Raw genomic sequence first — 12,993 nt, forward strand, 5'->3', positions numbered from 1 at the left:
CTCCTTCTCCATGCAGGAGAAGGCCGGGATGAGGTGTAAAAGTAAGATGTTAGTAGTTGTTATATAGCTCATTAAACAATAATGTGTATAAAGGTAGTTGGCGAAGGGGGACGGTTTGTGGTTTTTTATAACATTTAAGAATTAGGGGGATTGCTTTTTAGTTAGATAGAAGGTTAATACAAATACCTTATGGCTTATAATCTGGCATTCGGCATATTTTACTTATTTTGCATGCTCATTTTTTCATTATGACCATTACAATTGATCAAGAATTAAAATCAAAACTACCCGGCATGTTATTGGGAGGTTTTGTTGTTGATGTCCGGGTGAGTGAGCCCGATAAAGCTTTATTGGATTTGCTCGATGGTGAGGTTAAGAAGCTGGAGCAACAACATACTGCGGAAACCATTCGCGAACTCAGTACCGTAAAAGCTAACAAGAACGCCTATCGTACTTTGGGGAAAGATCCCAATCGTTACCGTCCGGCAGCAGAGTCATTGTTACGTCGGGTTGCCAATGGTAAAGGTTTATATCATATCAATAATGTGGTGGATATCCTGAACCTGATATCTGTAAAGACCGGTTTTTCAATTTGTGGCTATAACTTCGACGCCGTTAAAGGTAATGTGGTAATGGGTATTGGCGAAGAGAATGAACCTTACCAGGGCATTGGTCGTGGCGATGTGAACATAGAGAAGTTACCTGTTTTCAGAGATGATGAAGGTGCTTTTGGCAACCCAACAAGTGATTCTACACGTACCATGGTGACTGATGATACCACAAAATTCTTAATGATAATCATTGGTTTTGAAGGACAAGAGCCTGTCAATAATGCTTTAGATGAAGCTTCGGCTTTATTACAGAAATATGCCGGTGGGAATGAGGTAGAGCGGTTCTTTGTAGAGTAGTTGGAAGTGTTTAGGTGTTCAGAGTTTAGTGTTATTGAGTTAGCTTAAATTAGATACGCAGCGCACTTAATATTAACCAAGCTGCAATTCGCTAATAACTGGCGGTTGATAGCTATAAGTTATTTGAATGATTAAAGTTTGTGCAATCGCCTCAGGAAGCAATGGCAATTGTTATTATATCGGAACGGAGCGGGAAGCTATTTTGGTGGATGCTGGCATTTCGCGACGCCAGATTATGAAGCGCATGAAAGAATTGCGTCTGGATATTAATAAAGTAAAGGCTGTTTTTATTTCGCATGAGCATTCCGATCATATCAAGGGATTAAGAGTTCTGTGCGATGTGCATGGAATAGAGGCTTATTTAACCCGTGATACCTTACACAAGGCACACCGAAATTATCACCCCAAAACAACACATGTGTTTAACGCAGGCGATGCAATTCAAGTAGGAAGTTTTAAAGCTTATTCCTTTGCCAAACAACACGATGCTGTTGACCCGGTGAGCTTTCGTATAGAAGCAGAAGGCTTAAGTGTAGGGGTAATGACAGATATTGGAGCTGCCTGCGAAAATGTTGTAAATCACCTGAATCAGTGCGATATCGTATTCCTCGAAAGCAATTATGACGAGCAAATGTTGGAAGAAGGACCTTATCCATACTATTTAAAGCAACGTGTTAAATCTGATCATGGTCACTTGAGTAACCAACAAGCTGTAGATTTGGTGGAGCAAGTTGATAACACGCGATTGAAAACCATTTTTTTGTCACATATTTCTGCTGATAATAACCGGGTGGAAATTGCCACGAAAGCATTTGAACATTTAAAAGATCAATATCAAATATTGCCAACTAATCGTTATGCACCTTCAGAAATTGTAAGTGTGGGAGAGGAGCAACTGGTTTTGTTTGGGGAATAGATTGAAGTGGAAATAGCAGAAGATAGAAGGCAAGGGAGAATTATTTTAAGCATGATAAAGCATTAAAAATATAAATAATAGTTCGTCAGGGTTTAGTATGTTATTGATCTAAACTACTGTCTACTGACTGAAAACTAACCAACTGTTAACAAATCACAATACATATGAACTCAATAATACAAGCCGATCAACATTTTATCGTATTAACCATGGTAATGGCTGCTGCAGCATTTGGTATCTGGTCCGAACACAAGAAATGGTTTGGCAAAGTGTCCGGTATCCTTGTTACAATGATTTCCATGTCGATACTGGCCATGGCAGGTATTGTTCCTGTTGGCTCAGGTACAGATGTATCGGTGCCTGTTTACGATATGGTATTTGGTTATTTTATTCCTGTCTCAATACCTTTATTGTTGTTTAGTTCTAACATTATAAAAATCATTAAGGAAAGTGGAAAACTATTACTGGCTTTTGTAATAGGTGCTGTTGGTGTTGTTATTGGTTGTTTTATTGCATTTTACATCATTGATCTGGGTGAAGATTCCGGTAACACTGCAGGAGTAATTGCAGCCACGTTGGTTGGGGGCAGCATTAATTTTGTAGCAACCGGTGAAACATTGAATTTCAGTACGAATCCGTATTTTTCTGCGACTATTGCTGTCGATAATTTTGCGGCTAATCTCTATGTTTTATTCTTGTTTTTGGTGCCGGCTTTAGCTTTCCTTAATCGTTTCTGGTATAAGAAAAAGGGAACTGAGGCTGTAGTTGAAGAGCATACAGAAGAAGCCAGTCCGGTGACAATGGAACGTATTGCTATCTCCTTATTTTTAGCTGTAGGTATTGCAGCTTTAGGAGGATGGGTATCGCCATATCTGCAGTCGATGATAGGCACTGAACTCAACTTAAGTATATTGATCATTACCTTGCTATCACTTGTTGCGGCTAACCTCTTTCCGAACAAACTAAAACCACTGGAAGGTACATCGTTTAGTATTGGGTTATGGATGATGTATGCCTTTTTAGCCGTTATTGGTGCTTCAACTAATATTTACGAAGTGTTAAAGGTTGGTCCGTCATTGTTACTGTTTTATATGATCATTATGGTTTTCCATTTTGTGTTTCTGATGTTGTCGGCTCGTATGTTCAAGCTTAATGTCCATGAAGTGATTGTTTCGTCAGCAGCCAATATTATGGGGCCTTCGGTAGCAGCACCTATGGCAGCTTCATTAGGACAAAAACGCATGGTGACACCTGCTATTTTAGTTGGTATATTGGGGTACGTAATCGGTACATTTATTGGAGTAAGTATTGCCTTAACTCTGTCCTGATTGGGCAAGAAGTTTTCTTTCAGATATTTATCAATACTTGTCGGGTAAAATTTACTCTCCATTTTTGGCTGAATATTGTATCTTTGGGTACTTTGACGCAAAAAAATGATGTCAAGTAGAGATAAACCAAAATAATTATAATGATGAAAAAAGCGATGATCGCGCTTCTTGTAACTGCCCTGATGCAGTTCAATGTATCGTGCCAAAAACCTATACCGGCCGATTTATCCAATTCGAGTATTATCCCGATACCAGTGAAATTAAATGCAACAGGTAGTTCTTATCTGCTTAGCGAGAGAACAAATATTTATTTTCCGAAAGGTAATGGAGAGCTTAATCAGATAGGAGTATTATTAGCTAAACAGATTAAAGGTATGACTGGGCTTAATATTGCTGTTAAAGCAGTGCCAGATGTGCCGGCTAATAGTATTTATCTTGATATTCTTAAAGGGGAAAACCAATTGGGAGAAGAGAGATATGAATTAAATATCGAAGAGAAAAAAGTGATTTTGAGCGCCAATCATCCGGCCGGAATTTTCAGAGGTATTCAAACCATATTGCAAATAGTTGATAAGGCAGGAAAAGGTAATAGTAAATGGATTATTCCTTCGGGTACGATCACTGACTATCCAACATATGCTTATCGTGGTATGATGCTGGATGTATCGCGTCACTTTTTTGGGATAGAGGACGTAAAGCGTGTTATCGATTTGGCTTCGCTATACAAGATCAACGTATTTCATATGCACCTGAGCGATGATCAGGGTTGGCGTATTGAAATTAAATCATGGCCAAAGCTGACTTCAGTAGGAGGTCAAACACAAGTTGGTGGAGGTGAAGGTGGCTTCTATACACAAGAACAATTCAAAGAAATTGTACAGTATGCCAGGTCACGTTACATTACAGTGATACCTGAAATTGATATGCCGGGACATACCAATGCGGCATCGGTGGCTTACCCAGAGTTAAATGGAGCAGAGAAAAAAGCTGAACCATACACCGGAATTGAAGTTGGCTTCAGTACTTTCGACACACGTAAGGAAGTAACCTATCAATTTGTGGATGATGTAATTGGTGAAATAGCATCTATGATTGATGGGCCATTTATCCATATTGGTGGTGATGAGTCACACGTCACCAAAGATGATGACTATGTCTATTTTGTGAATCGTGTTCGCGATATCGTTAAGAAACATAACAAGAAAATGATTGGTTGGGACGAAGTGGCTCATGCCGATATAGATGAAACAGACATTGTTCAGTATTGGTCAAAGAAAACGAAGAATGTGCTAAAAGGAGTTGAGAAAGGAGCGATGGTAATTATGTCGCCTGCTAAATATTGTTACCTGGATATGAAATACGATTCCACTACAACCATTGGTCTGAAATGGATGGGTTATATTGAGGTTGATCAGGCTTACGACTGGAAACCTACTAAACTGGTAAAAGGAATTGCAAGAGAGAATATTTTGGGTATTGAATCGCCACTTTGGACAGAAACAGTGCAAACTATGGATGATATAGAGTATTTGGTATTTCCGCGTTTAATAGGACATGCTGAGATTGGGTGGTCACCAGAGGATAAACTGAACTGGGAGGATTATAAAGTCAGAGTGGGTAAACATGCACCACGTCTTAAGACATTAGGGGTTGATTTTTATGAATCAAAACTGATTCCGTGGGAAATGGAATAGTTATCACCTTATGATATATCGAAAAGTGCTGGCAAATCAATTGTCAGCGCTTTTTGTTTTCAACCAAATTGATCATTATATGTTCTATTAAGAAGTTTATAAATCTCAGCACAAATCGTTTAAAGAGCAAAAGTATGAAGAAACACATATTGGCTTTTGGCGCCAGTTCAAGTAAACAGTCCATCAATAAGCAATTTGCAGCTTATGCTGCTTCATTATTAAAAGAAGTAGAGGTAAACCTGATCGATTTAAATGATTTTGAGATGCCACTGTTTAGCGTAGACAGAGAAACTGGACATGGAGTACCTGAAGCTGCATTCCGATTCAAAGAACTTATTAAAAGTGTCGATGGAATAATCCTTTCATTAGCAGAGCACAATAGCGCTTATTCGGCAGCCTACAAAAATATTTATGATTGGACATCGCGAATTGAACAGGAGTTCTGGTACAATAAACCACTTTTATTACTTTCGACATCACCGGGGCCACGCGGAGGGAAGAATGTTATGGAGATTGCCAAAAAAGCATATGGCCGCATCAATAAGAACCTTGTTGCTGGATTTTCATTACCATCATTTTATGCCAATTTCGAAGCTGAATCAGGTATAACGAATGAAGAGCTAAAGTTAGAGCTTCTGAAATTAATCGATCAATTCAATATAAAAATACAGGAGTAAGAAGACAGATGGTAGCCTTCTGGTTCTTTCAATTTATTACTCGCTATTTCCTGTTAATACCAAATGCATTAAATAGGCACTACTCAAAGAAAGAGAAATGAACCTTTCCGTATTTTTTTAATTCTTTGAATCTTGGATGTGATTCAAAAGATTTTTTGTCGGCGTGTTCAAGAATAAACACACCACCATCTGTCAATAAATCCTGAGCAAAGAACAAATCGGGAATTGTATCAAAATCTTTCAAATCAAATGGAGGATCTGCAAAAACCAGGTCGTATTTAAAGCTACACTTTTTCAGATACTTAAAAACATCAGCTTTTACCACTTTAACTTCATTCGTTAAATCCAACTCATTAAGCATAGATTTTATAAAGCTGAAGTGTTTGTAGTTGAGTTCAACAGTGGTAATATTGCAGCAGCCTCTTGAAGCAAATTCATACGATATACTTCCGGTTCCGCCAAACAAATCAAGTACCCGAAGCTCTTCAAAGTCCAGACGGTTATTGAGCACATTAAACAAACTTTCACGAGCTATATCTGTAGTCGGACGAGCGGAAAAGCTTTTGGGTGGAGAAAAACGTCTGCCTTTAAGTTTACCACTTATTATACGCATATGGCCAGGTTAAATAAGTTGTGAAATGTCAGCTTATCATTGTCCTTGATTCGCATGTTGTTGCTAAACTTAAAATGTGTCGTTGGCATTGTTATTTTGGCCTGACGCAAGTAGTTCTTTAACTCTCTGAAAAGCGGACTTTGCTTATCATGCAATCCATGTATTAGTACTTTGGTTTTATCACCCTCTAACTTTAGTTGCTCAAAGGTAAACAATACAAAGTACAGAAAATCATTGGTGTTACTATAAGCATATGAGTTGCATAGAGTCATTTTTCGATCTTTCACCACAAGAAGATCAAAGAACTTATTGTGCACACCAATATGCATAACCACCTCTTGCTTTTTTTGCTGACTGTCAATTAAACAAGTTTCGACAAATGGCGAATAGTGCTGGTAAAATTCTACACTTTCAAATTGAGTTTTGACCAGGTGATACATAAACTGTGGAATTCCGAAAAGGTTCCACGCGTCAGCCATTTTTATCTTCTGGCTAACAATTTCAATTTTTTCATCACTGGCTGAATGATTAAGATGATACAGCTCGTTATGACGGTTTATATCATATAAGGCCGAAGGAACAAGCGTTGCTTTAGGAGATTCATACAAAAAGAAGACTTTTTTATAAGGAAGCTGTAATAATTCTTCCTTGAGAAGTACTTCTTGTGTTTTTATATTATCTGAACTACGGTCGTCGAACGGAATGTGTGCAAAGGCAATGTAAGTATTTATTACCGGGTCAAGTACACAAAAAGAAAGTCCACCCGAAGAAGATCGGATGGACAAAAAATATGATGTTGTAATACTTGCGTCGAACGACTGATCAACAACGTATGTCTTGGTCATAAAATTATTCCCAGTTACCAGCGTTATTGTTTGCAGCTTCTAACGAACCAACTTTAAGACCTGGGTATCTTTCCAGCTTCTCAGTCTTATCGTTTAGGTTGATAACTTCTTGTTGCTCAAGTCCTGCAAGGTAAATGTTGTTATGTACCTTAGCTTCGAATACTTGTACTTTTACACCAGAACCTGTTACAACCACTCCTGAGCCCATTTCATACATTTTTCCTCCTTCAACAAAAGGAACAAACTTTAATGAATCAACAGGATATCCTGCAGGGAATAAAGAGTCTTTTACACTTACACGGATGGTGTCACGACTAATAATACCAAGCGCTAATGCTTTAATTTCAGTCATACCTTCAGCTCGCATGCTATCAGTTAAACTACCTTCTTTTTTAACCAATGGAAGCGAGTCATTCATGATGAAGTTAATCAATGTATCATAGCTACCTGTATACTTATTATAAACAGATTTATAAGCTACCTGTGCATCTCTGGTATAAATCAGTCTTTCAACGTTAGCATCTTTTCTTAAATCATGCTGCTCTTGAAAACGAATTGGTTTTTGAATACTTTCAACACAGAACCAGCCTAGCGCGATAATTGCAATAGTAAGAACAATCTGAATAACTGTTTTCATTATCTTCGGATTTTTGTTTTAGTTTGAATGCACAAATTTAAAAAAAAAATCATATCACGGTTTTTAAATAGCCTTTATCTACATTAAAAATGCTAAATAATCATATAAGCGACTTAATTCAGAATAAATTCAGCTTTGAACCAACAAGTTCACAACACCAGCTAATTGAAGGTCTTGGGAATTTTATAGTTGGAGAAGAGTCTCCTTCGGTATGTTTAATTAAAGGTTATGCCGGTACAGGTAAAACTTCATTGATGAAGGCCTTTACTGATGTGTTGGAGGAATTAAAGATTCCGTGCCAGTTAATGGCCCCAACAGGTCGCGCTGCCAAAGTTTTAAGTAAATACACACATAAACCTGCCTATACAATTCATAAACTTATATACAGGCGGCAATCTTCGGCAGATGATTTTGGAGCATTCAACCTCAATTATAATAAGGCTAAAGATGCTGTATTTATTGTTGATGAGGCATCCATGATATCCAATAATAGTTTGGATTATACCCGATTTGGAAGTGGGCGTTTATTAGAAGACTTGCTCAATTTTGTGTTTGGCAATGAGCGTTGCAAGTTAATTCTTATTGGAGATGTTGCGCAGTTGCCACCAGTTGGGTTTGATGAGAGCCCGGCACTTGATAAGTTATATCTCGAAAGTCTGGGTATGCATGTACACGATTATTTTTTAAGTGAAGTTGTCAGACAGGAGGAGGACAGCGGAATATTATATAATGCCACCAAGTTGCGTTTTATGTTGGATGAAGGATTAGTTGAACCAACTTTTCCGGCTTTGGAAACAAAAGGTTATCCCGACTTTAAGCGAATCACAGGTGAAGAATTGATTGATGAATTAAATTGGAGCCAGGAGAATTTCGGTTTGGGTGAAACCTTGGTGGTTTGTCGTTCAAATAAAAGAGCTAACCTATTTAATAAAGGTATTCGTGGCAGTATTTTGTATAGGGAAGAAGAATTAACCGTTACAGATCATCTCTTGGTAGTGAAGAATAATTATCATTGGTTGAAGGATAGTAAAGGGGCTGATTTTATTGCCAATGGGGATATTGCCGAGGTTATTCGGATTATTGGTTATGAAGAATTATATGACCGTCGTTTTGCCAATGTAACATTGCGTTTGACGGATTATGAGCATCTGGAAATTGATGTTAAAATTTTACTGGATGCTTTACATACAGATACGGCTGGTTTCTCAAAAGAAGAACAAGAGGCGTTTTTTTATAATGTGATGGAAGATTATGAAGAGGAGAAGTCACAACGTAAGAAGTATGAAAAGGTAAAAGAAAATCCATATTACAATGCTTTACAGGTCAAATATGCCTATGCCATGACCTGTCATAAGTCACAAGGGGGGCAATGGAAAGCTATCTTTATTGATCAAGGTTATATTCCTGAGGAGCAAATGGGAACAGCGTACTTTCGTTGGTTATATACTGCCATCACCCGTGCCACTGATCGGGTTTATTTAGTCAACTTTAAAGATGACTTTTTCGAAAATTCGTAAACTTGTTACTTAAATTCGAGTCGTTTTTGAGTTAAAAATATTATTGTTTAAGTTTTTGACTATTATAGATATACATTTTACTTCGTAATGATGTTTACATTATTTAATATTTCCGAGTGTAACAAAAAGGCGGATTCGAAGTATATTGCACTGGGAAAAGAATCGGAGTCTCTATATTTTTAGTTAGACATGTAAATTTACTAATTTCTTAAGAGTTGGTTAAGTTACGTGTTTCGACATGTTTGTGCAGAGACCATAATATTGGCAACAATGTTGAATAAAAAATCGGGGAAAAAGAAATCCGCTAAACATTTAGCGTCAAAGTCATTAAAATGTAAATTCTATCACAGTTTATTATTGGGATTTCCAATAATTGAAGCCTGGAAGGATAATGGCAAATCTCATTACGAATGCTCATACTGCGGACGTGTATGGAAAGGCAAACATCGTGAAAAGAATTTGCCGTTATATCGTTTTTTAAGAGGTTAGATAAACCATGATTTCTAACAAAGAACGGAGTCCATTTCTGAACCCCGTTTGATCATAATGAGAGTAATAATCTCATTTAAATCCCTAAGTCTTTAGCTATGTTATCAATAATAGCATCTGCTTTTTCATTGGCAGGATAGAATTCTTCCTTACTATTCATTGGTACTTTAACTTCAAAGTAGAATTTAATCTTGGGTTCTGTACCTGAAGGTCGAACAGATACTTTATATCCGTTTTCAGTAAAAAACTGCAATACGTTTGAAGTAGCAGGGAGGTCTATTGTTTCATGTTTGTTATCCAGTACATGGAAGGCATCTAACTTAGAGTAGTCTTTAATAATACTTACTTTATCGCCCGCCAGAGTTTGTGGAGGTGTGTTGCGGAAGTCAACCATAAGTTGTTTAATTTCATCTGCGCCAGACTTTCCTTCACGTACAATGTATATCATCTTCTCTTTCGAGAAACCATATTCCATGTAAATATCCTGCAAAACATCGAAAAGTGTCTTTCCATTGTCTTTCGCCCAGGCAGCAATTTCTGCTGCGATGGTAATAGCAGCAACAGCATCTTTGTCACGAACATAATCACCTGGCAAATAGCCATATGATTCTTCACCACCACAGATGTATTTCTTCTTACCTTCTAATTCCCGAATAACTTTAGCAATCCATTTAAAACCAGTGTATACATCGAAATACTCAACATCATTTTTAATTGCAATTTCTTTCAATAACTCAGAAGTTACAATGGTTTTGACGATATACTCATTACCGGTTAACTTACCTGATTCCTTCCACTTTTTAAGCATATACCAAGTTAGGAGAGTGGCCGTCTGGTTTCCATTTACCAGAACAAATTCTCCTTTTTCATTTCTTACAGCAATACCTAAGCGATCGCTATCAGGATCTGAAGCCATTACAATATCAGCACCCGTTTCAACAGCTTTGTTCAAAGCCATTTCAAGAGCAGCTGGTTCTTCAGGATTTGGTGAAACAACAGTTGGAAACTCACCACTTACAACGTCCTGCTCAGGCACATTCATGACATTTTCGAACCCACACTTTCGTAACGCAGCAGGTATGATTTCTACGCCTGTACCATGAATCGGTGAGTAAACAATTTTCAAATCTTTGTTACGTTCAATTAGGTCTTGATCCAGAACAAGACTTTTTACTTGCTCTAAATATTGATTGTCCATGTCTTTTCCCAATACCTCAATCAACTCTTTGTTGCCTTCGAATTTGATCTCGTCAATAGAAGCAATTTTATTTACCTCGTCAATTACATTGGTATCATGTGGAGCAGTTAATTGTGCACCATCATTCCAATAAGCTTTGTATCCATTATATGCTTTAGGATTATGAGAAGCTGTAATGATGACACCACTTTGACAACCCAATTGACGAATAGCATATGAAACTTCAGGAGTTGGACGTAAATCTTCAAACATATATGCTTTGATGCCATTGGCACTGAAAATATCTGCTACAACCTCTGAAAACAATCGACTGTTGTTACGGCAATCATGACCAATAACAACTGAAATTTGTTCAACATCGCTGAAGTTTTTTAACAGGTAGTTGGCCAACCCTTGTGTAGCTGCTCCAACCGTATAGATATTCATTCGGTTCGAACCGGCTCCCATAATGCCTCGTAATCCACCAGTACCAAACTCAAGGTCTTTATAAAACGAATCAATTAGTTCGGTTTTATCTCCATTCTCCATCATCAACTTGATGGACTTTTTAGTTTCAGCATCATAGTTGCCGTCAAGCCAGTTTTGCGCTTTCTTTACAACTTCGTTTAAAACATCCTGATTTTGCATTATAGTAATATTTGTGGTGTGTTAGATAATCATTATTTAAGTTCTGCAATACACTTCCTTAAACTGTCTAACCAATAAGGTATTTCCAATTGATAGGCTTTCTTTATTTTACTCTTATTTAGTACACTGTAGTGTGGGCGTGGTGCAGGTGTCGGATAATCTTTAGTTTCTATTGGGTTGACTTTGCAAATTAAATCCATTTCACGATGTATGGCAAGTGTAAAATCATACCAACTGGCAACACCCTCGTTACTATAGTGGTAAGTGCCAGGTTTGAATTGGATGGTTTTTTTGATGTCGTGATCAATAATATCTAGAATAGCGTCAGCAAGATCACCGGCATAAGTAGGTGTTCCTATTTGATCATAGATAACCCCTAATTCATCCCGTTCTTTGCCAAGACGAATCATTGTTTTTACAAAATTATTGCCGTGTACAGAATACAACCAGGAAGTTCGTATGATAATCGAATTAGGATTATATTCTAATAAGTATCTTTCTCCGTCAAGTTTTGTTTGGCCATAAACAGAGCTAGGTGATGTTTCATCACTTTCAGAATAAGGCTGATGTTTGGTTCCGTTAAAAACGTAATCGGTAGAAACATGAATGACTTTGGCATTTATTTCATTAGCTGCTAACCCAATCGATTTTAAGGCATCGGCATTTATCTTTTGAGCCAGCTGAGGTTCTGTTTCAGCTTTATCTACTGCAGTATAAGCGGTGCAATTGATAATGTAATCGTATTTTTTCTCCTTAATTGTAGTTGTTAGTTTTTGGGAATCAGTAACATCTAAGTTTTCAATGCTCGTAAAACTGAAAGAGGTGTTATTGACCTTTTTATATTTACTTTTTATTTCACGTCCCAATTGCCCTTCGGATCCTATTACCAGTATTTGTTTCATTATAGGGTGTATGCAAAATTGTGTTCGGCTTCTTTAAAAGAAGGTAAAATGCTGTCTTTAGATGAAATAATAGCTTTGTCAGCAGGAATTTTCCAGTCAATGTTCAGACTTGCGTCGTTAAATGCAATTCCTCTTTCAGCTTCCTGGCTATAATAGTTGTCACATTTATAACAGAAGATTGCAGTTTCACTTAAAACTGAAAAGCCATGTGCAAATCCCTGAGGAATAAAAAATTGTAATTTATTTTCAGCGGACAATTCAATAGGATAATGTTGACCAAATGTAGGGGAATTCTTTCTTAGATCTACAGCTACATCAAGCACTTTTCCCTCTAATACATGTACCAGTTTTGCTTGAGAATAAGGTGCCAATTGGTAATGTAGCCCTCTAATCGCCCCATATGTTGATTTGGAAATATTATCTTGAATGAAGTTGACATTAACACCAGCTTCTTTATATCTGTTTTCTTTATATGATTCAAGAAAAAAGCCTCTGGGATCGCTGAAAACTTGAGGTTTTATAATTAGCAGGTTGGGTATACTTGTTTTAGTAATTTCCATGTTAAACGGTTTGCGTACAAATATAGGAAGATAATAAGTGGAACTTAAATTGTTTTAACAAATTAGAAGTAAAACAGTGTTA

12 protein-coding genes are annotated in these 12,993 nt (G+C 37.2%); 6 read left to right on the plus strand and 6 right to left on the minus strand.

Annotated elements, in window-relative coordinates; genetic code table 11:
• The first annotated feature begins 248 nt into the window (after positions 1 to 248).
• From AC4MRQ_RS11920 to AC4MRQ_RS11940, 5 genes are all read left to right on the plus strand, one after another.
• Positions 249 to 908: a B3/B4 domain-containing protein gene (locus AC4MRQ_RS11920; RefSeq protein ID WP_491197900.1), complete on the plus strand. Its 660-nt coding sequence runs from the start codon at positions 249 to 251 to the stop codon at positions 906 to 908.
• 127 nt (positions 909 to 1,035) lie between these two features.
• The gene (locus AC4MRQ_RS11925; protein ID WP_491197901.1) at positions 1,036 to 1,824 is read left to right on the plus strand and encodes an MBL fold metallo-hydrolase; all 789 of its coding nucleotides are present in this window, start codon (positions 1,036 to 1,038) and stop codon (positions 1,822 to 1,824) included.
• A gap of 164 nt (positions 1,825 to 1,988) precedes the next feature.
• Positions 1,989 to 3,152, plus strand: a complete 1,164-nt coding sequence (locus AC4MRQ_RS11930) for a DUF819 family protein (protein WP_491197902.1) — start codon at positions 1,989 to 1,991, stop codon at positions 3,150 to 3,152.
• Positions 3,153 to 3,292: 140 nt separating this feature from the next.
• Complete coding sequence (locus AC4MRQ_RS11935; RefSeq protein WP_491197903.1) at positions 3,293 to 4,846, plus strand: beta-N-acetylhexosaminidase; 1,554 nt, start codon at positions 3,293 to 3,295, stop codon at positions 4,844 to 4,846.
• 134 nt (positions 4,847 to 4,980) lie between these two features.
• Positions 4,981 to 5,523: an NADPH-dependent FMN reductase gene (locus AC4MRQ_RS11940; protein WP_491197904.1), complete on the plus strand. Its 543-nt coding sequence runs from the start codon at positions 4,981 to 4,983 to the stop codon at positions 5,521 to 5,523.
• A gap of 79 nt (positions 5,524 to 5,602) precedes the next feature.
• Here the strand turns inward: AC4MRQ_RS11940 and AC4MRQ_RS11945 are convergent, their stop codons facing one another.
• Genes AC4MRQ_RS11945 through AC4MRQ_RS11955 form a run of 3 tightly spaced genes read right to left on the minus strand, consistent with a single transcriptional unit; the run spans position 5,603 to position 7,618 of the window.
• On the minus strand, positions 5,603 to 6,136 hold the full coding sequence (locus AC4MRQ_RS11945) for an RsmD family RNA methyltransferase (RefSeq protein WP_491197905.1): 534 nt from the start codon (positions 6,134 to 6,136) through the stop codon (positions 5,603 to 5,605).
• On the minus strand, positions 6,127 to 6,981 hold the full coding sequence (locus AC4MRQ_RS11950; protein WP_491197906.1) for a DUF3822 family protein: 855 nt from the start codon (positions 6,979 to 6,981) through the stop codon (positions 6,127 to 6,129). The genes AC4MRQ_RS11945 and AC4MRQ_RS11950 overlap by 10 nt, the downstream gene beginning before the upstream one ends.
• A gap of 4 nt (positions 6,982 to 6,985) precedes the next feature.
• Positions 6,986 to 7,618, minus strand: coding sequence for a hypothetical protein (locus tag AC4MRQ_RS11955; RefSeq protein ID WP_491197907.1), 633 nt, complete (start codon positions 7,616 to 7,618; stop codon positions 6,986 to 6,988).
• Positions 7,619 to 7,707: 89 nt separating this feature from the next.
• Between AC4MRQ_RS11955 and AC4MRQ_RS11960 the strand changes: the two genes are divergently transcribed.
• Positions 7,708 to 9,135 (plus strand): ATP-dependent DNA helicase, encoded by a 1,428-nt coding sequence (locus AC4MRQ_RS11960; protein WP_491197908.1) that lies wholly within the window; start codon positions 7,708 to 7,710, stop codon positions 9,133 to 9,135.
• A gap of 565 nt (positions 9,136 to 9,700) precedes the next feature.
• Here AC4MRQ_RS11960 and AC4MRQ_RS11965 read toward each other — a convergent pair.
• The 3 genes from AC4MRQ_RS11965 to rfbC are packed head-to-tail and all read right to left on the minus strand — an operon-like array spanning position 9,701 to position 12,911.
• Positions 9,701 to 11,449 (minus strand): phospho-sugar mutase, encoded by a 1,749-nt coding sequence (locus AC4MRQ_RS11965; protein WP_491197909.1) that lies wholly within the window; start codon positions 11,447 to 11,449, stop codon positions 9,701 to 9,703.
• A 32-nt stretch (positions 11,450 to 11,481) separates the two neighbouring features.
• Positions 11,482 to 12,351, minus strand: coding sequence for a dTDP-4-dehydrorhamnose reductase (rfbD, locus tag AC4MRQ_RS11970; protein WP_491197910.1), 870 nt, complete (start codon positions 12,349 to 12,351; stop codon positions 11,482 to 11,484).
• Positions 12,351 to 12,911, minus strand: coding sequence for a dTDP-4-dehydrorhamnose 3,5-epimerase (rfbC, locus tag AC4MRQ_RS11975; protein WP_491197911.1), 561 nt, complete (start codon positions 12,909 to 12,911; stop codon positions 12,351 to 12,353). Before rfbC ends, rfbD begins: the two co-directional genes overlap by 1 nt.
• Positions 12,912 to 12,993: the final 82 nt, after the last annotated feature.

Source organism: Carboxylicivirga sp. (genome assembly GCF_982718395.1).

Bases quoted from the DNA above. Each gene is read 5' to 3' on its own strand.
- AC4MRQ_RS11920 (WP_491197900.1), top strand. From the start codon at position 249: ATGACCATTACAATTGATCAAGAATTAAAATCAAAACTACCCGGCATG.
- AC4MRQ_RS11925 (WP_491197901.1), top strand. From the start codon at position 1,036: ATGATTAAAGTTTGTGCAATCGCCTCAGGAAGCAATGGCAATTGTTAT.
- AC4MRQ_RS11930 (WP_491197902.1), top strand. From the start codon at position 1,989: ATGAACTCAATAATACAAGCCGATCAACATTTTATCGTATTAACCATG.
- AC4MRQ_RS11935 (WP_491197903.1), top strand. From the start codon at position 3,293: ATGATGAAAAAAGCGATGATCGCGCTTCTTGTAACTGCCCTGATGCAG.
- AC4MRQ_RS11940 (WP_491197904.1), top strand. From the start codon at position 4,981: ATGAAGAAACACATATTGGCTTTTGGCGCCAGTTCAAGTAAACAGTCC.
- AC4MRQ_RS11945 (WP_491197905.1), bottom strand. From the start codon at position 6,136: ATGCGTATAATAAGTGGTAAACTTAAAGGCAGACGTTTTTCTCCACCC.
- AC4MRQ_RS11950 (WP_491197906.1), bottom strand. From the start codon at position 6,981: ATGACCAAGACATACGTTGTTGATCAGTCGTTCGACGCAAGTATTACA.
- AC4MRQ_RS11955 (WP_491197907.1), bottom strand. From the start codon at position 7,618: ATGAAAACAGTTATTCAGATTGTTCTTACTATTGCAATTATCGCGCTA.
- AC4MRQ_RS11960 (WP_491197908.1), top strand. From the start codon at position 7,708: ATGCTAAATAATCATATAAGCGACTTAATTCAGAATAAATTCAGCTTT.
- AC4MRQ_RS11965 (WP_491197909.1), bottom strand. From the start codon at position 11,449: ATGCAAAATCAGGATGTTTTAAACGAAGTTGTAAAGAAAGCGCAAAAC.
- rfbD (WP_491197910.1), bottom strand. From the start codon at position 12,351: ATGAAACAAATACTGGTAATAGGATCCGAAGGGCAATTGGGACGTGAA.
- rfbC (WP_491197911.1), bottom strand. From the start codon at position 12,911: ATGGAAATTACTAAAACAAGTATACCCAACCTGCTAATTATAAAACCT.